Source organism: Brevundimonas terrae, from assembly GCF_011761985.1.
Lineage (GTDB): Bacteria > Pseudomonadota > Alphaproteobacteria > Caulobacterales > Caulobacteraceae > Brevundimonas > Brevundimonas terrae.
Genome location: NZ_JAASQT010000008.1, coordinates 55,024 through 75,346, shown reverse-complemented (window position 1 = coordinate 75,346; position 20,323 = coordinate 55,024). Strand labels below are relative to the sequence as shown.

At 60.6% G+C, this 20,323-nt stretch carries 14 protein-coding genes; 6 read left to right on the top strand and 8 right to left on the bottom strand.

Translation table 11 applies throughout. The annotated features are described in order from the left end of the window. Nucleotide 1 precedes the first annotated feature (1 nt). The 6 genes from FHS64_RS13645 to FHS64_RS13620 all read left to right on the top strand — a co-directional run bounded on the left by FHS64_RS13645 (nucleotide 2) and on the right by FHS64_RS13620 (nucleotide 7,314). Complete coding sequence (locus tag FHS64_RS13645; protein WP_167179258.1) at nucleotides 2–1,861, top strand: acetyl/propionyl/methylcrotonyl-CoA carboxylase subunit alpha; 1,860 nt, start codon at nucleotides 2–4, stop codon at nucleotides 1,859–1,861. A gap of 512 nt (nucleotides 1,862–2,373) precedes the next feature. Further along, the gene (locus tag FHS64_RS13640; RefSeq protein ID WP_167179256.1) at nucleotides 2,374–2,745 is read left to right on the top strand and encodes a hypothetical protein; all 372 of its coding nucleotides are present in this window, start codon (nucleotides 2,374–2,376) and stop codon (nucleotides 2,743–2,745) included. 51 nt (nucleotides 2,746–2,796) lie between these two features. Continuing rightward, nucleotides 2,797–3,474, top strand: coding sequence for an ABC transporter ATP-binding protein (locus tag FHS64_RS13635; protein ID WP_167179254.1), 678 nt, complete (start codon nucleotides 2,797–2,799; stop codon nucleotides 3,472–3,474). A 6-nt stretch (nucleotides 3,475–3,480) separates the two neighbouring features. After that, complete coding sequence (locus FHS64_RS13630) at nucleotides 3,481–4,650, top strand: ABC transporter permease (RefSeq protein ID WP_167179252.1); 1,170 nt, start codon at nucleotides 3,481–3,483, stop codon at nucleotides 4,648–4,650. Between the two features lie 19 nt (nucleotides 4,651–4,669). Further along, nucleotides 4,670–6,070, top strand: coding sequence for a TolC family protein (locus FHS64_RS13625; RefSeq protein ID WP_167179250.1), 1,401 nt, complete (start codon nucleotides 4,670–4,672; stop codon nucleotides 6,068–6,070). Nucleotides 6,071–6,123: 53 nt separating this feature from the next. Further along, nucleotides 6,124–7,314, top strand: a complete 1,191-nt coding sequence (locus FHS64_RS13620; protein ID WP_167179248.1) for an efflux RND transporter periplasmic adaptor subunit — start codon at nucleotides 6,124–6,126, stop codon at nucleotides 7,312–7,314. Between the two features lie 7 nt (nucleotides 7,315–7,321). Here the strand turns inward: FHS64_RS13620 and FHS64_RS13615 are convergent, their stop codons facing one another. The 8 genes from FHS64_RS13615 to FHS64_RS13580 form a co-directional block, all read right to left on the bottom strand. After that, on the bottom strand, nucleotides 7,322–8,443 hold the full coding sequence (locus FHS64_RS13615; protein ID WP_167179246.1) for a P1 family peptidase: 1,122 nt from the start codon (nucleotides 8,441–8,443) through the stop codon (nucleotides 7,322–7,324). Continuing rightward, nucleotides 8,440–10,038 (bottom strand): nickel ABC transporter ATP-binding protein NikE, encoded by a 1,599-nt coding sequence (gene nikE / locus FHS64_RS13610; RefSeq protein WP_167179244.1) that lies wholly within the window; start codon nucleotides 10,036–10,038, stop codon nucleotides 8,440–8,442. Before nikE ends, FHS64_RS13615 begins: the two co-directional genes overlap by 4 nt. Before the next feature lie 2 nt (nucleotides 10,039–10,040). Further along, nucleotides 10,041–10,886 carry an ABC transporter permease gene (locus FHS64_RS13605; protein ID WP_167179242.1) on the bottom strand — a complete coding sequence of 282 codons (846 nt, stop codon included), beginning with the start codon at nucleotides 10,884–10,886 and terminating at the stop codon, nucleotides 10,041–10,043. After that, nucleotides 10,883–13,408 (bottom strand): ABC transporter substrate-binding protein, encoded by a 2,526-nt coding sequence (locus tag FHS64_RS13600; RefSeq protein WP_167179240.1) that lies wholly within the window; start codon nucleotides 13,406–13,408, stop codon nucleotides 10,883–10,885. Before FHS64_RS13600 ends, FHS64_RS13605 begins: the two co-directional genes overlap by 4 nt. A 146-nt stretch (nucleotides 13,409–13,554) precedes the next feature. Next, the gene (locus FHS64_RS13595; RefSeq protein ID WP_167179238.1) at nucleotides 13,555–14,649 is read right to left on the bottom strand and encodes a hypothetical protein; all 1,095 of its coding nucleotides are present in this window, start codon (nucleotides 14,647–14,649) and stop codon (nucleotides 13,555–13,557) included. Nucleotides 14,650–14,737: 88 nt separating this feature from the next. Beyond that, nucleotides 14,738–16,294 (bottom strand): alkaline phosphatase D family protein, encoded by a 1,557-nt coding sequence (locus FHS64_RS13590; protein WP_167179236.1) that lies wholly within the window; start codon nucleotides 16,292–16,294, stop codon nucleotides 14,738–14,740. A gap of 83 nt (nucleotides 16,295–16,377) precedes the next feature. After that, the gene (locus FHS64_RS13585) at nucleotides 16,378–18,597 is read right to left on the bottom strand and encodes a TonB-dependent receptor (RefSeq protein ID WP_167179234.1); all 2,220 of its coding nucleotides are present in this window, start codon (nucleotides 18,595–18,597) and stop codon (nucleotides 16,378–16,380) included. 292 nt (nucleotides 18,598–18,889) lie between these two features. Continuing rightward, complete coding sequence (locus FHS64_RS13580; RefSeq protein ID WP_167179232.1) at nucleotides 18,890–20,293, bottom strand: helix-turn-helix domain-containing protein; 1,404 nt, start codon at nucleotides 20,291–20,293, stop codon at nucleotides 18,890–18,892. Nucleotides 20,294–20,323: the final 30 nt, after the last annotated feature.

Sequence of the window (20,323 nt, the reverse complement as noted above, 5' to 3'; positions counted from 1 at the left end):
GATGATGAAATCTCTTCTGATCGCCAACCGTGGCGAGATTGCCTGCCGCGTTATCAAGACCGCCCGTCGCATGGGTATCCGTACCGTCGCCGTCTATTCGGACGCCGATGCCGATGCGCTTCATGTGCGTATGGCCGACGAGGCTGTACATATTGGTGCGGCCCCGACGCGTGAATCCTATCTGGTCGGTGACAAGATCATTGCCGCTGCCAAACAGACCGGAGCCGAGGCCATCCACCCCGGTTACGGCTTCCTGTCCGAGAATGCCGAGTTCGCGCAGGCTGTTATGGATGCGGGCCTGATCTGGGTCGGGCCGCTGCCGAAATCCATCACGGCCATGGGTCTGAAAGATGCCGCCAAGAAGCTGATGGATGATGCGGGTGTTCCGGTCACGCCCGGCTATATGGGCGAAAATCAGAACCCCAATCATCTGAAGCTGGAGGCCGACAAGATCGGCTATCCGGTCCTCATCAAGGCTGTGGCCGGTGGCGGCGGCAAGGGGATGCGTCTGGTCGAACAGGCCGATGAGTTCCTCGACGCCCTGACCTCGTGCAAGCGCGAGGCGTCGGCCTCGTTCGGCAATGACCATGTGCTGATCGAGAAATACATCCTGTCGCCGCGCCACATCGAGGTGCAGGTGTTTGGCGACAGCCACGGCAATGTCGTCCACCTGTTCGAGCGCGACTGCTCGCTGCAACGCCGTCACCAGAAGGTGGTCGAGGAGGCTCCGGCCCCCGGTATGGACGAGGCCACACGTCTTGAGCTGTGCGCCGCTGCTGTCCGTGCCGCCAAAGCCGTGGACTATCGCGGGGCAGGCACGATCGAGTTCATTGCCGATGGTTCGGAAGGGCTACGCGCCGACCGCATCTGGTTCATGGAAATGAACACCCGTCTTCAGGTCGAACACCCTGTGACCGAAGAGATTACGGGTGTTGATCTGGTGGAATGGCAACTGCGTGTGGCCTCTGGCGAGCCGCTGCCGAAACGTCAGGATGAACTGTCGATCAATGGCTGGGCCATGGAGGTTCGCCTCTATGCCGAGGACCCAAGCAAGGGCTTCCTGCCGTCGATCGGCAAGCTGGACGTGTTCGACTATTCCGACCCGATGGTGCGCGTGGATACGGGCGTGGAAGAGGGGGCTGAAATCAGCCCCCACTATGACCCGATGATCGCCAAGCTGATCGTGCATGGCGATACGCGCGAGGAGGCGATTGCCGATCTGCGCTATGCACTGGATGCCGGTGAATGCGGGCCGCTGATTACCAATGCGGGCTTCCTGTTCCGCGTACTGGGCGATGAAGAATTCGCGTCAGGCACGATGGATACGGGCCTGATCGGTCGCAAACTGGAAGAGCTGACCGCCCGTCCCGAGCCTTCGCTGGAAGGTTTGCAGACGGCAGTTGGTGAGTTGCTGGGACGTGGCGGCAATGGTCCGTGGGGCTTGGCCGGTGGCCTTCGCCTGAATGCTGCGCCCCGTCGCCAGATGCGCGTCACAGACCAGCATGGCCGCGATTTCGACGTTGCACTGGCCGGTGTTTCGGACGAACAACCCAAGCGCGTGGCTGTCATCAATGAAGGCGGCGAGCGTTTTGTAATCAAGCCGTGGCGCGCCCACGGCGGTGCCGATGGCGGCGTCGGTTCAGGCTCGATCCTCGCCCCCATGCCGGGGCGTGTGATCGCCGTGGAGGTGACGGCGGGCCAAACCGTCACCAAGGGCCAAAAGCTGTTGACGCTCGAAGCCATGAAGATGGAACACACCCTGACCGCCCCGTTCGACGGTGTGGTCGAGGCTGTGAACTGTGCCGCCGGTGATCAGGTTCAGGTCGATGTCTTATTAATCCGATTAGAAAACTTAGAGTAAGCGAAAGGGCGGCTCCAATATTGGACCCGCCCTTTTTTCTTAGATGCATTCGGCGTTAAAGCCCGCAAGGATGCTGTTCCTATTGCCGCTGGGTTTGATGTTGTTGCCATGGTTCGAGTTTCAGAAGCATAATTGACTGAGTGGAAAGTCGTTCGCGACACGGGATCGGCAAGTCCAAGAATCGCATTTCAACAACTCGGTGAAGCAACTAAAGAACGATGTTACATAGTTAACACAACTAGTAGTTGTATAATTTGTTGCGGCGCATATAACTAAATCGTTGTTATATATAATTAAATTAACTTGTTGACTAAGGTGTAGATTGTGGAATCATTTTCAAGCCTCATCTAGAGGTAGAAAAAATAGGGAAGGAACAACCCATGAAACGCATCATCGCTTCGCTTGCCGCTATCGCCATGATGGCCGGTGCCGCCCCAGCTTTTGCTGGCACGTCTGTTACACCTGCTCCTAGCTCTTTCACCCTTAGTGGTAGCGTTACGGTCTCCCAGAGCGTGAACTTGACCTGTAACCTGTCACTGAATGTCTCGGTTGACTCTGCTGGTAATGCCAAGATTACCGGTGGTTCGCTGTCGGCTGGTAATGCGCTTTGTCCGTCGGTCGTACTGACCAACTTCGATTGGCCTATCTCGGCTACGGCACCGAGTTCGCCGGGGGCAGCGACCCAACTGGCCATTGCCAACTTCAAGGCAAACACCCTGACGGGGAATTGTGCTGGTACTCTGACTGTGGCTTGGAATAATTCTACCAAGCAGGCCACTGTCGCCAGCACTGTCTCGGGTACCAGCCTCGGTATGTCCAAGCCCTGCACTATCAATGGGGTTCTGAGTTCGAGCAACTCCTCCGTATCGATTAACGTCACCTGATATGGATGACAGACCGGTGGTCTGCTAGCATCGGTGGACACTGAGCTTGTAATGATTCAGTTGACTGACATCACACATGGCTATGGTCCGGCCCGGTCCAGAACGCAGGTTCTGGACCGGGTTAGTCTTGTTATGCCGACCTCGCAAATGTGGGCTCTGACGGGGGCGTCGGGCTCGGGCAAAAGTACTTTGCTCAATCTGGTGGGGCTGCTGGACAGGCCGCACTCTGGCGAGATCAAACTGGCAGGGCAGAATGTCTCGGGTTTGAGTGCCCATGAGGCGGCCAAGGTGCGCAACCGACTCATTGGTTTTGTTTTCCAGTCTTTTCATCTGATGCCGCGTTTAAGTGCGTGGGAAAATGTCGCCCTGCCTTTGGTTCATCGGGCCGTTGGTCGTACCGCGCGTCGGCATGCGGCCATGGAGCAACTGGAGCGGGTCGGTCTGGATGATCGCCTGTATCATCGGCCAGAGGAAATGTCGGGTGGTCAGCGCCAGCGCGTCGCCATTGCCCGTGCCCTTGTCACGCAACCGCGCCTAATCTTGGCTGACGAACCGACCGGCAATCTGGACAGTGAAAGCGGGGCGATGATTATGGCTCTGTTGAGCCGGATCAATCGCGAAATGGGCGTGTCTATCCTTATGGTCACGCATGACGAGGCTTTGGCCCGTAGTTGTGACGGGCAGGTGGTCATGCAGGATGGGCGCATCATTCAGACTGTAACGGGGTAGATATCCATGGAGCGCTTGATCGGAAGCGTATGGATCGAACTGACGGGAGAAGCTCTAGCCAGTTTGCGCACGCAAGGGCGCAGGTCACTGTTAGCCTTACTGGGAGTGATGATCGGCTCGGCCTCGGTTGTGGCCCTGATGAGTTTTTCCCACATCGCCAAGACCGAGGTCATGGAACGTTTTCAAGAAGTGGGGGTCAATACGGTTCAAATCGAAGCCGATTTTACGGCGTCTCAGGGATTGGACGCTTTAAGACTAGATACAACGTTGCGTGATGACCCGCAGGTCGATGCGATGGGCAATATGGCGATTGGTCAAGGCTATGTACGGGTTGGCAATGAAAGCCTGTCGGCTGCTATTGCAGCTGTATCGCCCGACATCCTCGACATGCTGCACCTTGCGACCGTACAAGGACGCAATCTGACACGGCTGGACGGCTGTAACGGGGCCGTAGTTCTAGGTGCCAAACTGGCCAAGGATGCGCGGGCGGGCACGGGCGATACTGCCTATATCGAAGGCTATGGTTTTCAGATTGTCGGGGTTTTTCCGTTTACGGAGCAGCAGGCTCTCAATCCGGTAAATCCGGATCAAACGGCCTTTATAGGGTTGGAGTGTTCGCGCCGTGTAGTGAGAAAGCTGGGCATCACCCACGCCCTGGTGCGGGTGGGCGAGGGGCGTGATCCTTCCGAGTGGGCCGAAAACGCGCGGAATGACCTGATGCAGCAGGGACAGACGGTCGCAGTCCGCACTTCCAAGGACATGATTGCGGCGATGAACAGCCAGATGAACCTGATGTCCGCCATTCTGGTGGCCATCGGGTCAGTCTCTTTGCTGGTGGGCGGTGTGGGCGTGATGAATGTCATGCTGATGTCGGTGATGGAGCGCCGCAAGGAGATCGGTCTGCGGGCCGCCATCGGCGCGACGCCAAACGAGATCGTGTTCATCTTCATCGTCGAGGCCGTGGCCTTGTCGGTGGGCGGAGGCCTGATCGGGGCTTTGGTCGGGGTAGGGCTGACGGCGTTAGGCTGTGTGTTCCTGCCGATCAGTTTTGTGTTCGATCCGATGGTTTTGGTGTGGGGAACCGCGATTGCGGCGTCGGTGGGCTTGGTGTTCGGCATCCATCCGGCGGTGTCCGCCTCGCGTATTTTACCCGTGGAGGCCTTGCGTGCGGACTAGGTTGTTTAGTGCGGTATTGGTGGCTTTTGTTGTGTTCGGTACCCATGCCGACGCGCTTGCGATTGCGGATTCCGCTGTCGAGGTCGGGGTACAAGCGAATACTCTGACACTGGAAGAGGCGGTGGCGCTCGCCTTGCGGGACAACCGCGACCTGCGCTCTTTGCGGATGTACCGGGTGCTGGATCGTTTTGATCTGTTTCTGGCGCACCGTTCCTATTGGCCAACGGGGGGGGTGGCGGTGTCGGCCCTACGACGTAAGGCCGATAATGGTGCCACCAGCGAGGATTTGACCGTGTCTCCATCGGTGTCGTGGCATAGCCCGATCGGCACCTCGGCCTCTGTGAACTGGTCCCGCTATGAGCGATTGGATGGCGCAGGCGGCGGCAATGATGGGTTTTCCGCCAGTATCCGCCAGCCGCTTTTGCGAGGCGCAGGCTGGGATGTGAACATGGCCCCCTTACGTCAAGCCAAGATCAGTGCCGAACTGGCCTATATGAACGAGGAAGAGGCGGTGGCCGGCCTGATCGATCAGGTGACCTTTTCCTATCGCAATCTAATCGGGGCACAGGAACGGCTCACGCTGTCGCAAATGGCGCTGGAGCGCAGCCGACAGTTATTGGAAACTAATCAGGCCCTTATCGATGCAGGTCGTATGGCCGCCGCCGATATCGTGCAGACCCAGTCCGAAGTGGCCAGTCAGGAGGTGGCGTTACTGGAGACAGAACGCAGCCTGACCACGGCACGCACCCAGTTGCTGAACCTGTTGGCGCTGGATCCCTCCATGCCGATACAAGCGCAAGATCAGGTCGAGGCCGAGGCCGTGGAACTGGATGCCGATCAGGCGGTGGCTTTTGCCCTGTCCAACCGGCGCGATCTGAAGGCGCGGCGGTTGAGTTTCGAACAACTGGAACTGGCCGAGAAACTGGCCCGCAACAGTCGTCTTTGGGACGTCTCGGTGGTGGCAGGCTATGACCGTTTTAACCCTGTGGGCGGCGGACCGGACCTGTCATCCCATTCGGTCGGATTGCAACTGAATATACCCATTGCCGACTTTTCGGGGCGGCGCAATGTGATGGGGGCGCAAACCGCTCTGCATACGGCGCAACTGGCCTATGAGGGCCAACTGGACCGCGTAGAGGGGCAGGTGCGCGAGGCGGTGGCCGATGTGCAATCGCGCTGGCGACAACTTGAGGCGGCCAACCGCGCCAAGGCGCTGGCCCTGCGCAGTGTGGAAATCCAGCAGGAAAGACTACGGGCAGGGCGGGCCAGCAATTTCGAGGTGCTGTCGCTGCAAAACAATTTGAGAAGCGCCGATTCACAGGCCCTGTCGGCTCGCATTGCCTATCTGAACGCTCTGACATCACTGGATCAGCAACTAGGGAGGACGCTGGAAACATGGCAAATTTCCTTGGAGCCATAAGGCGGCCTCCGAGCCGGAAGGCGAAACTGGTATTGGGCGCAGGCGCGGTTCTGTTGGCGGGGTTACTGCTGGTAGCCTTTACGCGCGGAGGCGACAGCGAGGTCGAAGCTCCGCCTATGACCTATACGGTCAGCCAGGGGCCATTCGAAATCAAGCAGTCCTTCTCGGGCCGTATTGTGCCGGGTGAGCAGGTTGAAATCATTGCCGAAACGGACGCTACGGTAATGGATATCGCCTTCCGCTTTGGTGATCGGGTAGAAGAGGGACAGATTCTGTATCGCCTGAGTGCTGCCGATGTTTGGCGAAAAACCGCCGAGGCGCGGATCGGATATCTACAGGCGGCTGATACGGCCTCTCAGATGGACAACTGGGCTTCCGGCCCTGAAATGAACGCGGCCAAACGAGGTCTGGAAAGTGCTCGCATCCAGTTCGAGGAGATACGCCGCCGCCACGAGGAGGGCCAACGTCTGTTCGAGCGCGGCCTGATTGCCCGCACTGAGATGGAGGGTCTGCAAAGCAGTTTGCGCCAGAGCGAACAGGCGGTAACCACAGCCGAGGAAGACCTTGCCCGCACCGAGGCCCGCGGCAGAGGTGTCGAGCGTCAGGTGGCGGGACTACAACGCGGCCTTGCCTCGACGAAATTACAAGAGGCGGTATCGGGCAGCGAGGCTGTCATCCGTGCGCCGCGTGCCGGTGTCATGGTGCGCCCGCGCAGTGGCACGAACGGATCGGACAATAGCGGTGCCAAGGTGGGCGGCAAGGTCGGCCTTGGCCAGTCACTGGGTGTGATTGCGGCACTGGATGGACTGGATGTGGTGTTTCGCGTGGACGAGGCGGACCTGATCCTTCTGGAAACCGGTATGGTGGCCGCTGTTACTGGCCCGGGGCTGGGCGGGCAAACGCTGCAAGGGCGACTTCTGGCGGTTTCGGGCGAGGCGGATGCCGGATCGTCGAGCGAAAAGACCCAGTTCGAGGCGCGGGTGCGGCTGGATCCTTTGTCCGAGGATGTGGCCAAGATTATGCGGGTGGGGATGACGGCGCAGGTGTCGCTGGTGCTGTACGAAACGGAACAGGCGATAACGGTGCCGGTATCGGCTCTGAATAATGGTGCGCCATTGGTTCAGGTCAAAAAGGCGGACGGCACGCTGGAAATACGTCCTGTGACCCTTGGCCGGATCGGGCCGGACAGGGTGGAAATCCTGTCGGGCCTGAAGGTCGGTGATGTGGTGGTCTGGAAGCCCTAGGCCGCCGTCAGGCTAGGCCCTTCCACGTCTTGTCTGCGCTGCCGTCATAGGCGGTGGCTTCATAGACGCCGCGGGCAATGGCGCGGGCCAGAACATCGGCGGCGATATTGCCAAGGCGGCTGACGGCGATGTTGCGGGCAGGGCCGTCCTCAAGCTTGATCTTGCCGGTGGACAGGACAAAGACCGTATCGCCATCGAACGGCGCATGGGCGGGGCGTACGGCGCGCGACAGGCCGTCCTGCGCCATGATGGCCATGCGCTGACATTCCACGCGGCTAAGCGCGACATCGGTGGCGACCACGGCAATGGTGGTATTTTCGCGCGGGCGCGGGGCGAATTTGGCACGGCCCCAGTCTTCGTGCGCGGCGGAAAGTTGGTCGGTGCCAAGACCGCCGAACTCACTGCCGATTTCGAAGGGTGCGGCCCAGAACTGGCGGCTGTCGGGGGCGGTGACCGAACCGACACTGTTGACGGCGGCAATGGCGCCTACGGTCCAGCCGTCGTCTGTCACAGCCGATGCGGAGCCGGTGCCGCCCTTCAGGCTTCCGGCCTGTGCGCCGAAACCAGCGCCTGCGGTGCCAAGGACAAAGGCGTCGGACGCGCTTTCCAGAGCCTCGACGGCCAGACGGCGATAGGGCGTGTCCATACCCCATTGTTTGTCGCCGCCATTGGCCAGATCGTAAAGACAGGCCGACGGCACGATGGGCGAAGGCGGAACGCCAGCCCCGCCGCCCATACCATAGCCGCGACCGCGCATGCCCATCCACGCGGCAATGCCGTCAGCGGCGGCCAAGCCATAGACCGAGCCGCCGGACAGGACGATGGCGTCCACTTCCTGCACCAGATTTTCGGCCTTCAACACATCGGTTTCGCGCCCCGCAGGGCCGCCGCCCCGCACATCGACCGCCGCGACAGCGGGGGTTTCGGCAAGGATGACGGTGACGCCTGTGCGGGCATTTGCATCGTGGGCCTGACCGATACGGATACCGGCCACATCGGTAATCAGGTTGCGCGGGCCGGTCCGGCCTTTGGCTTTGGGCATGTGGGCCTCTTTGGCGGTGGCAGAACCGGATGCGGCAGCGGCGGTCGCGCCCAGAATGGCTCCGCTTAGAACAGTGCGGCGGTTCATGCTTTTGGCTCCGTCTCGGGGTTCAGGCGCGGCGTTGCCGCCACCAGTCTTTGTGTGGCCGGATGCTGCGGGCTGGCAAGAACTGTTTCGGTGGTGCCTTGCTCGACAATGCGTCCAGCTTCCATCACCAGCACTTGGTCGGTCAGGCGACGGATGACCTCAAGATCATGGCTGACGAACAAAAGCGCGATACCGTGATCGCGGCAAAGCCCCGACAAAAGATCAAGGATGCGGGCGCGCACGGACACATCCAGCGCCGAAACAGCCTCGTCCAGAACGATCAGGTCCGGCTTGGTAATCAGGGCGCGGGCAAGGGCCACGCGCTGGCGCTGTCCGCCCGACATCTGGTGCGGCAGGCGATTGGCAAAATGCGCGTCCAGCCCGACCTGTTGCAAAGTCACGGCAATCAGGGCGTCAGGATTTTCAGGTCGCTTGTCCAGCAGGGCCAGCGGTTCCGACAGCGAACGGGCAATGGTCCAGCGGGGATCAAGGCTGGCCCCCGGATCCTGAAACACCGGCTGGATACGGCGGCGAAGGGCGCGTTGCTCCCCTACACTGGCCTTGGCCCAGTCCTGACCCTTGACAAGAACCTGACCGCCCTGAACCGGCTCAAGGCCGCAAAGGGCGCGTAGTAGTGTGGACTTACCACAGCCGCTCTCGCCGATCAGGCCGATGCTGGTTCCGCGCTGAACAGACAGGTTGACGTTGTCCACGGCGCGGATGGGCGGTCCCTTGCCCCATAACTTACGCGATCCGGCATAGAGACGGGTGACATTACGCGTCTCGGCAACGACTGGGGCATTGTTCGCCACAGTCGGGCGCGGCGGCGGCCAGTGGCCAGCATCGGCAATGAGGGCTTTGCCGTAGTCACTGCTCAGGCCATTTGCCAGCGCCGCAGCGGGCGCAGTTTCCATCACGCAACCCTGACGGATCAGCACCACGCGGTCTGCCCGTTCACGCGCCACAGCCAGATCATGCACGATCAGCAACAGACCCGCCTTGTTGTGGCGGGCGGTGCCGCACAGAAGGTCCAGAACCTTGGCCTGATTGACCGGATCAAGGGCGCTGGTGGCCTCGTCGGCAATCAGCAGACGCGGTTCCAGCACATTGGCCATGGCAATCGCCACGCGCTGGCGCTGGCCACCCGAAAGCTGGTGCGGATAGAGGTCCAGACCAAAGCGCGGCGCAGGCAGTTCGGCCTTGTCCAGCGCAAGTCGTGCGGCCGCCAATGCGTCTTTGCGTGAACAGCCTTGGTGGTGGCGCACGACCTCGGCGACCTGATCGCCAATGGTCATGACGGGGTTCAGGGCGCTCAAGGGTTCCTGAAACACCATGCCGATATCACGGCCACGAACGGCCTGCATGGCGCGGTCATCAAGCGTGTGCAGTGCGCGCCCTTCAAGCACAATCTCGCCGGAAATACGGGCATGGTCGGGCGTAAGGCCAAGGATCGACAGGGCGGTCAGCGACTTGCCCGATCCGCTTTCGCCGACAAGGGCGACGATCTCGCCCTCGGCAATAGACAGGTTGATGTCCGACAGTAGCGGCGAAGAACCAAGCGTGAGCGACAGGTTGCGGATATCCAGAAGGTTCATGCTCAAACCTCCCGTTTCAGGCGCGGATCAAGACGGTCACGCAGACCATCACCCGTCAGGCTGAGGGCCAGAACCGTGGCGAAAATGGCAAGGCCGGGGAAGATGGCCAGCCACGGTGCGGTGCCGATCAGGGTCTGGCTTTCGGCCAGCATCCGGCCCCAGCTCGGGGCAGGCGGCTGGGCACCCAGACCGAGATAGGACAGGCCCGCCTCGGCGGCGACACCGACGGCGAACTGAACCGCGGCCTGAACCACCACAAGCCCCAGCACATGGGGCAGAATGTGCCGGATCGAAATACTGCGGGTCGATTGTCCGGCAGCGCGCGCGGCGGTGACGAAATCGCGGCTCCACAGACCGCGTCCGGCACCCCGCACCACCCGCATAAAGACGGGAATATTGAACACGCCCAGAGCAAGGGCGGCGTTAAAGGCGCTCGGCCCCGTAGCGGCGGCCAGCATCACGGCAGTCAACAGAGACGGGAAGGCGAAGACCAGATCACCGCCGCGCATGACCACATCATCGCGCCAGCCGGAACGGGCCGCCGCCCACAGGCCCAGCGGCACACCGATGGCAAGCCCGAAGATGACGGCACTGCCCGCTACCGCCACGCTGTTGGCGGCCCCTGCCATTACCAGAGACAGCACATCGCGGCCGAGCGCATCTGTGCCGAACAGGTGCTGGCTGTCGGGAGCCATCAGGCGGGCATCGGGGTTCTGGAACAGCGGATCAAATGGCGTCCAGACGAGTGCGAGCAGCGTCACCAGAATGATGAAGACGGACAGGCCGAGGCCGATTTTCAAACTGCGCGGCCCGATGGCCCGCATGCGCTTGGGGGCAGCGAAGGTCATTTGCGGCCTCCGTTCAGGGCGGCATCGCGCTGGCGTGGATCGGCGACGGCATAGGCGATGTCGATCACCAAACTGACCAGCACCACGGCGGCGACCAGAACCATCACCACGCCCTGAACCACGATCAGGTCGCGCTGGCTGACGGCTTGGAACGCCAGACGGCCAAGGCCGGGCAGCGAAAACACGTTCTCGATCACGACACTGCCCGCCAGCAGGAAGGGGGCTTGCAGGCCTAGTACCGTCAGCACCGGTATCCAGGCATTGGGCAGGGCGTGGCGGATCAGGGCGGCATTCTTCGACAGACCCTTGGCGCGGGCCGTGCGGACATAGTCATCGCCTAGCGTATCCAGCAAGGAGGTTCGCAGCACACGCGCAAGGATGGCGGCTTGCGGCGCGGCCAGTGCAAGGGCGGGCAGAAGCAGCGAGGTCCAGCCGCTGTAACCGCCTGCCGGAAACCAGCCGAGACCCACCGAGAACAGCAGGATCAGCAACAGGCCCAGCCAGAAGTTCGGTATGGCGATCCCTGCCTGCATCAGACCGATCAGGCCGGTATCCAGTGTCTTTCCACGATATCGGGCGGCCAGTACCCCGACAGGCAGGGCGATCAGAACCGACGCGATCAGGGCGGAAATCGCCAGCGGCAGCGATACGGACAGGCGCTCGAAGATCAGGCCCGCCACAGGGGTTTGATAGGTGTAGCTGGTGCCGAAATCACCGCTGAACAGACCACCAACCCATGACAGGTAGCGGGCGATAATCGGCCCATCCAGACCCATCTGCTGTCTGAGGGTAGCAACCGCTTCGGGGCTGGCATTCAGGCCCATCATATAGGCGGCAGGATCACCGGGCAGGACCTGTAACAGGGCAAAGATGACAACCGATGCGGCCAAAAGTGTTGCCGTATGGCCCGCCACTTTTTTGGCTGTCCATGCCGCGCCGAGACGATGCGCGCTGAAGGCCAGAAGGGCGGCCAGCAGACCAAAACCGATCCAGTGCCACGGCAGGGTTTTGGTATTGGGTGCATTAGCTGTGCCTCGCGCAATGCCCGATTGCGTCACGCCCGTCATGTCGTTGGCGGCGATGGGGGCATTGATCCAGATGCCGTTTATGCCCGCCTTATGCACACCGATACGAGCGGACTGGAACAGGAAAACATTGACCGCATCATCGGCAATCTTGCGTTGCAGATCGCCCAGCAGCGACAAGCGCGTCGCCTCGTCAGGCGCGGTGTTTACAGCGGCCAAAAGGGCGTCGAAGGCGGGGTTGTTATAGCCGAAATAATAGTCCGTGCGGCCATAGATGTCGTAATCCATCGGCTCGACATGCTCGACAATGGTCAGGTCGAACTGTTTGCGACCAAAGACCTGATCCAGCCACTGCGCCCATTCCAGAGTCTCGACCTTTACGCGCACATTGGCGGCGGCCAGTTGGTTCACCAGCACCTCGGCGCTGCGACGGGCATAGGGGCGCGGCGGGATGCGAAGGGTGGCGTCCAGGCCGTTCGGATAGCCCGCATCCGTCAGTAATCGCCGCGCCTTGGCGACATCGTGCGGGTAGCGGCCCGTCAGATCGACATAGCCCTCGGCCTGACGCGAATAATGGCTGCCGATCGGTTGGCCGAAACCGAACATGGCCCCGTCAATGACGGCCTGACGGTCGATGGCATAGGACAGGGCGCGGCGCACGCGAATGTCGTTGAACGGGGCGCGGGCATTGTTCATCGCCATGATGACCTTGCCCTCGGACAGGCCTTGCGTGACCACCAATGCCGGATCGCGTTTTAGCTCACCAATGGTTTCAGGGGCCGGATAGTTGGGAAAGGCATCCACATCGCCCGCCCGCACCGCAGCAAAGGCGGCGGCGGGATCACCTATAAAGCGGAAGGTCAGGCGCTGGGTTTGCGGCGCGCGACCCCAATAATCTTCGCGGCGTACCAGTTCCAACTCGCCCCCGCGCTGCCAGCGCGACAGGGTATAGAGGCCGGTCCCCACAGGGCGCGTGCCATTGGTGGCGGCGCTTTGGGGCGACACCATCGCCGCATCGCCCCACGCCAACAGATAGGGCAGGTTGGCAACAGGCCGCGACAGATGGATCACCACGGTTGCGGGATCGATCACCTGAACATCGCGGACGGGCGCAAACAACGCCTTCTGGGCATTGGTCGAGCCAGCGGCAACGATCCGCATTAGAGAGAACCGCACGGTTTCTGCATTAAAGGCCGTACCGTCGTTGAAGGTTACGCCATGCTTCAGGCGAAACGTCCACGACAGGCCATCGGGCGACGCGCTCCAGCTTTCAGCCAGCGACGGGGCCACCGTGCCATTGGGCGTCAGTCGCGTCAGACCCTCGAACACATTGGCATAGACCACTTCGTCAATCGCCGCCGCCGCTCCCGATGTCGGGTCCAGATGCGGCGGCTCCAACGGCACACCGATCACAAGGCGGCTTTGCGGAACCTCGGCCCATGCAGGCGCGGCCAGCACCAGTAGTGCCGACGCCACAAGCGCATGTACCCAGCGCACAAAACCTGATTTTGATTTGGAAAAGGCCAAACGCACCGACCGGAAGTTCACAACACGGATGCCCCGAACGGAAGCGGGCAGCGCAAACTAGAGGGTGTGGGGTGCGCGCGCCATAGAGAGTTGCAAGCTGTGTTAATCCTTGCGCCTTAGTTCATGACAGGCAGAGCGATGATCCAGCGTTGTTTCTTTAGGCCATAGTATGCACAGCAATAAGTCTCGACGAAAATGACGCCATCAATGTCTTTGGAGACTTTCAGGTTTCCAAGATCACCCAAGCGGGGGAAGGCTGACATCTTTATCTTTGGCGAAGTGGAAGCCGCTGAATATGCGGCGCGTGCATAGCGGGTGTGGCCGACGGCGACCCAACCATTGCGGACTGGCGTCAGGGTGTTGAAAGCCCAAGTTCGATTAGGTCCGGAAGTTAGCTTGTCCAGCGTCCACAGTTCTCGCGAAAAGACCGGCGCAAGAGTTTGGCCGCAAACCTTTACAACGACACCATCATACATGCCTAAATGAGACTGGTTGGTGCCTGCAAGGATGCAATCCGGTTGTTGTGGATCAGACATGATCCTGACCACAGGGTCGCAACCGGTGTTCATAAGCCCCTGGCATGATTGCAGGGTTTGACGTGAGTCAGGCGTATCTTCGATGATCGAGACCTGTCCGTTGTTCAAATTAATCTGACGCAAGCCACCACCGAATTCGCCATGGTCATAACCGACGTAGAGCACTTTGTCTGATGGGCTGAATGCTGTGGCTCCCTCAAAAATCGTTTCGCTCAGAGGAAGGGGAGACCAACCGTCTGGTGCAGGCAACAGAACTTTATTCGAAGTGAGTACAGCCGGCCCTGCCGAAGTCGAGAACAGCACAATGGGTGCTGTGTCTCGAGAGACAGAAATGGCTGGCTCATTCGGATTGCGAAGATCGGTAACTTGCCACGAACCTTCGGCGGTTTTTGATAAGGCCCATAAACGTTGGCCATCGGCCACTATGTCTATGGTGCCTTTAGACAGGAGGCTACGTTCGCCCGATCTGCGGTTTATCCTGACGACCTGTCCACTGGAACCCAAGATCCAAAGAGCATCCGAGGTCGCAATTCCTTCGATCAACGAACCGAGTTGAGGGTCAGTGCGATCCTCAAAACGAGAGTATTGAAGGCTAATTTGCCAGCCCACAAAAATGCAGAAAAAAGCGACAACTGTGACTAAGGCTATAGCTGCCACTTTCAGTAATTTGCGCAAATTTGGATGCTCTCAAATGAATGGGGGCGGCTCGAACTTCATGTCAGTCATGTTAATATCAACGGTATTTGAATGACAAGGCTTGAGCCTACACCGCAACCGCGCCCGCTTTGCCGTTTTCCACTACCCATGATTTCAGCGTGGAAAGCTTAGTCTGGTGTTGGCGCACGTCGTCTATGACCTGATAGCGGGTGTTGATGGTGTCGGGGGTGATGTCGAGGGCCATGTAGCCGCGCTGGCGGCTGTCGAAGAAGCGGATGTGCGGGTTGTTGGGCATGACCGCCATCAGTCCGTCATGGCTGGGGCCGGTCGAGGTGATGGAGGTGCCGACAAACTCGGTGGCGAGGATGGGGGATGCCGGATTGCGGGCATCGGCCTTGATGTCGGTGGTCCAGAAGGAATGGTAGTCACCGCCCAGCACCACAGGGTTGGATGGCTTGATCTCGGCAAGGGCGGTGGTCAGGCGCTCGCGGGCGGCGGGGAAGCCATCCCATGTGTCGGTCCAGAAGCGAGCCTCGTCGGCGTCGGAACGGGCCAGTGTCAGGCCGCCCATGACAAGGTTCTGGCCTAGAATGTTCCAGCGGGCATCGCTGCGGCCAAGATTGTCATACAGCCAGCGTTCCTGATCGAAACCGAGGAAGGTGCGTGACGGATCCAGACGGTCGGTACAGGTCGCGTCGGTGACGATCTGGCCCTTGCCGCCATTGGGGCCGTCACTGCACGGTTGGCGCGAGCGGTATTGTCGGCCGTCCAGCATGAAGAACTGGGCCAGATTGCCATAGCGGACCTGCCGATAAAGGCGGTTGGCGATGGTGGAGCGGCGCACCGGCATGGCCTCGAAGAAGGCCTGATAGGCGGCTTGTTTACGCGCGGCGAAATCGGCAACGGGCGTGCCGCTGATCTTGGACCAGATGCCGGAATAGTCGTCCTGAAGCTCGTGGTCATCCCACACGGCAAGGGCGGGCGCGACGGCATGCAGGCGCTGCAGGTCGGCATCCAGACGGTGAAGCGCATAACGATTGCGATAGCCCGCCAGCGTGGTGGCTTCTTCCAGATTATAGGGGCGCACCACTTGGTCGGCGCGGTCGGCACCGAGGCTGTATTCGTAGATGTAGTCGCCAAGGAACAGGGTCAGGTCGGGCGCTTCGTCGGCCATGTGGCCATAGGCGCTGAAATAGCCGCGCTCATAGTGCGAGCAGGAGGCGACCGCGATCCGCAGACGATCCGCCATCTGGTCGGTGGCGGGGGTGGTCAGGCTGCGTCCCACAGGGCTTTGCTGGCCCATGGCGGTAAAGCGATACCAGTAGGGACGACCGGACGGCAGGCCGCTGATCTCGATGTTCAGCGTGTGGGCATGGGGGCTTTGCGCCACGGCATTACCGGCCATGACGATGCGGCCAAAGCCTTCGTCGGCGGCGATTTCCCAGCGCACAGGAACGGCGGCGTCCATACCGCCCAGCCCGTCTGCGGCCAGTGGATTTTTCGCAAGGCGCGTCCAGATGACAAAGCCGTCGTGCGACGGGTCGCCACTGGCCACACCAAACGGGAAGATGTCCTGTCCGCCAAAGGCACTGCGACCGAAGGACAGCACGGCAGGCGCGGCAACAAGGCCTTGGATAAGGCCGCGGCGATGGGGCTGGAACACAGGGATCACCCGTAAGCGTGACAGTGGTGACTAAAGAACATGAAAAGGGCGGCCCCGTTAAGAGCCGCCCTCAAAGATGTGGATCAGAAATCCATCATCAGGCGCACACCGACGGTGCGGCCCTGACCCGGCGAAGTGGTCGGACGCGCCGAGCCGTTAAAGCCGTTGCGGGTCTCTTCGTAATAGGTGTTGAACAGGTTGCGCGCCCACAGGCCAACGCGCCAGTTGGCGTCTAGCGGACCCATGCTGAGATTGGCGTTCCACAGCCAGTAACCCGGCAGGACCGAGGCCGAGGCGGCGCTATAGATATCGTCGCGCTGGTTATAGTTGGTCTCGGCGCGCATGGCCCAACCGCCCATGTCCCAATCATAGGCGACCGAGCCGCCATAGTTGAATTTCGGGAACTGGAGCGGTTCGCCCGAACGGTCATTGGTGATGATGATATCCCACGGACCGTCGACCGGATTGGCGGCGTCGGTGGCGGCACCGTCAATGGCGAAATACTCGGTGTATTTGCCTTTCTTGTAGCCGAAATTCTGGCTGATGGTCAGGCCGTCGATCGGCATCCAGACCAGTTCGATTTCACCGCCATAGATTTCGGACTTGGGCACATTGGTGATCTTGCCCAGACGGCCTGTCTCGCGGTCATATTCCAGACCCTGAACCTGCTGGTTTTCATAGTCATAGAAGAAGACCGCGCCATTGGCCCGCAGGCGACCGTCGAACAGGTCCGACTTGATGCCGGCCTCATAGGCGATGACGATCTCGGGCTTGAACGGGGTAGCCGAGGTGGCGTTATAGGTGGTGAAACCGCCCGATTTTACGCCGCGTGCAATGCTGGCATAGAACATGGCGTCCTGTGTCAGATCATATTCCAGACCGACACGACCAGTCACCTCGGACAGGTCGGTATCATAGGTCACAGACGGGCCAACCGGCAGGTTGATGCGGCGGGTGCCGGTGGTGGTCAGGGTGCGGGTTTCATTCTCGTAGCGCAGACCTGCGATCAGGTTCAGGCGCTCGGTCAACTGATAGCTGTTATGCGTGAACAGTCCAAAGGCCTCGACGGTCTGTTCATACGGCGTGTTGATCAAGGTGCGGTCGGCACCACGGAACTGGGTGTAGAAACCGCCGTCGATGTTTTCGTCGGCATAATAGGCACCGACCATCCAGTTCAGGCGCTCTCCGGCATTCGAGGACAGGCGCAGTTCCTGCGACAGGGCGTCGATGTCGTTATAGAAATAGACGTCCGATTCATTGAAACGGGTGCCGTCCCAGTCGTTGTATTCCGAGCGTTCAAACGACTGATAGGCGGTGATTGAGTTCAGTTGCGCCCAGCCCAGATCAGCATGGATGCGGGCATTCAGGTCCAGACCTTCATTGTCGCGGCCCGGCTTGGAGCCCAGCGCACGACCAGACACAGCGGCCATTTCCGGCGACAACTCCCAGCCGGTGATGCGCCATGCGGTGTCGGTGTCATAGGTGACGCTGCCGTCAAAGACCTTGTAGGGTGCGCGCAGGCGGAACCCCAGACCATCGGACTTGTCGATCTGGTAGGTGGCGGCCAGATCGACCGTGACCGTTTCGCTGGCGTCCCATGTCAGGCGACCGCGAATGGCGGTCTTGTTCTTGTCGCCCAGCTTCTCGGCGGTATCGCGGTGGTATTGCCATGCGCCGCCCTGTTCGGTGACGGCGGCCAGACGGCCCAGCAGGTTCGGAGCCAGTTGGCCCGACACATAGCCCTCGACCTTATAGGCGTCATAGCTGCCATATTCGGCGGTGAAACCGGCCTGACGTTCAACCGTCGGGGCATTGGTGATGATGTTGACGGCACCGCCGGTGGTGTTGCGGCCATACAGGGTGCCTTGTGGGCCGCGCAGCACTTCGAGGCGGGCAATGTCGAACATCGCGCCCTGTGTGGTGATCGTATAGGGATGCGCCACTTCATCGACATAGATGCCGACGGTCGAGGCATTGTTGGACGAATATTCGCGCGCACCGATGCCACGGATGCGGAACTGGGGCTGGCCACTGCCGAACTGGCTGTCGACCTCCATGTTCGGCACGACATTCTCGATGTCATTGATGACGGTGACGCCCTTTTCGTTCAGGGCCTCGCCACCAATGACCGACAGCGAGACACCGACATCCTGTGCGGACTGTTCACGGCGCTGGGCCGTGACGACGATATCGGTCACGCGGGCGGTCTGCGGCGCATCGGCGGCGACAGTTTCAGCGTTTGCGATACCGGCTGCGAACAGGGTGAGCAGGCTGGCGCTGGAGGCGAGGAAGGCCTTGGTCATTGGGGTCTCTTGAGCCGAACAGGAACAATACAGATGGCCGGACAGCCACGCTGGGCGCTCTAGGGGCGGGGCGTGACGCAGGCGTGATCTTTGGGCGTCAGGCTTTTGACGCCTTGGTGAGGATGATTTGACGAATGATCGGAGAACGGACGGATGGTTTGCGCCTCAAACCATCGCTGACATCTTGTCATTATTTGCACTGCACAACTGTACATTGCAGTGCAAAAACGCGCGGCGTCAATCCAGAAAATTCACCGTCGCGTGGAGCCGCCTAAGCGACGAAAGGCCAAGCTCAGCCTAGGGCGTAGGGGATAACGTCGCGTTCATTTTGCGGGACGCGCAATGTGCGGTCGATGGGCGGGAAGGCCCGCTGTTTGCAGTCGAGCCGTTCGCAGATGCGGCATGACACACCCATGCGAATGGGCGGACCATTCAAATCCAGCCCTGCGGTATAGACCAGTTGGTCCGCATATTCGATTTCACAGCCCAGACCCAGCGCATAGCGACGGTCGGGTTCTAGATAGGAACCGCCTGCCTTGGCCACGGATTTGGCGATGCAGATATAGCGCGACCCGTCCGGCATTTCCGACAGGTTGACCAGTATCCGGTCTGGCGCACTAAAGGCTTCGTGCACATTCCATAACGGACAGGCCCCGCCGAAACGGGCGAATTGGAAACGGGTGGCGCTGTGGCGCTTGGTGATATTGCCGGCCATGTCCACGCGGGCAAAATAGAACGGCACGCCTCGCCAGCCGGGGCGTTGCAGCGTGGACAGGCGGTGGCAGACCTGCTCGAAACTGGCATTAAAGCGTTTGCGCATCTGGTCCACGTCGTGACGCAGTTCACGCGCGGTCTCCAGGAAGCGGCGATAGGGCATCAGGATGGCCCCCGCCGCATAGTTGGCCAGACCGATCCGGCAGACATCGGTAGCCGCAGTCAGCTCGAAATCGGCCCGCGCCAGTTCTTCCTCGATCAGGTCGGCAAAGCAGATCAGCGCCAACTGGTGCGCCATCTGGAAACAGCGTGTCACCACCGGCAAGGATGGCTGGATATAGAGGATACGCGCGGCGGCATCATAGCGCCGCATAGGCCCGTCCTGATAGGCAACACGCACACCGCACAGATCGCCCAAGGCCTTTTCAAGCGTCCGTTCGGGATGACTGGTCCCGTTGATGTCTATGCTCTCGGCCAGCTTTTCTGCGGCCAGATCAAGCGCGTCGATATAGTTGTCGCGATAGTGGAAGAAGTCGCGCACCGCCTCATAGGGCAGGGCAGGGGCCGACAACTGTTTCTCGTCGCGGCCCAGTGTCTCGTTCAGGGTCTTTAGGCGATCATCCAGACGGCGATAGTCCTGATGAAGTTGCAGGAACAGGCGGGCCATGCGCGGGCTGTTATTGACCGCTTGTTTCAACTCGGCGGGGGATGGCGGCTCGGCGGTTGCGGCCACATCGGTGACGGCTTCGCGCAGGTCGGCGATCAGGCGGGCATCGCCCTCCAGATCGAACAGGCTGGCATCCACGTCAAAGGCGCGGGTGAGGGAAATCAGGACACGCGCGGTGGCCGGTCTCTGATTGGTTTCAATCTGTGAAAGATAGGACGGCGACAGGGCCAGACGCGACGCGCACTGGTCCAGAGTCCAGCCTTTAGCCTCGCGTAATTTACGAACTTTCGCGCCTAGAAAAAGCTTCTCGCCCATTTTTGCAACTTTGCAAATTGCCCTCAAACC

Bases quoted from the DNA above. Each gene is read 5' to 3' on its own strand.
- FHS64_RS13645 (WP_167179258.1), top strand. From the start codon at position 2: ATGATGAAATCTCTTCTGATCGCCAACCGTGGCGAGATTGCCTGCCGC.
- FHS64_RS13635 (WP_167179254.1), top strand. From the start codon at position 2,797: ATGATTCAGTTGACTGACATCACACATGGCTATGGTCCGGCCCGGTCC.
- FHS64_RS13630 (WP_167179252.1), top strand. From the start codon at position 3,481: ATGGAGCGCTTGATCGGAAGCGTATGGATCGAACTGACGGGAGAAGCT.
- FHS64_RS13615 (WP_167179246.1), bottom strand. From the start codon at position 8,443: ATGAACCGCCGCACTGTTCTAAGCGGAGCCATTCTGGGCGCGACCGCC.
- nikE (WP_167179244.1), bottom strand. From the start codon at position 10,038: ATGAACCTTCTGGATATCCGCAACCTGTCGCTCACGCTTGGTTCTTCG.
- FHS64_RS13605 (WP_167179242.1), bottom strand. From the start codon at position 10,886: ATGACCTTCGCTGCCCCCAAGCGCATGCGGGCCATCGGGCCGCGCAGT.
- FHS64_RS13585 (WP_167179234.1), bottom strand. From the start codon at position 18,597: ATGACCAAGGCCTTCCTCGCCTCCAGCGCCAGCCTGCTCACCCTGTTC.
- FHS64_RS13580 (WP_167179232.1), bottom strand. From the start codon at position 20,293: ATGGGCGAGAAGCTTTTTCTAGGCGCGAAAGTTCGTAAATTACGCGAG.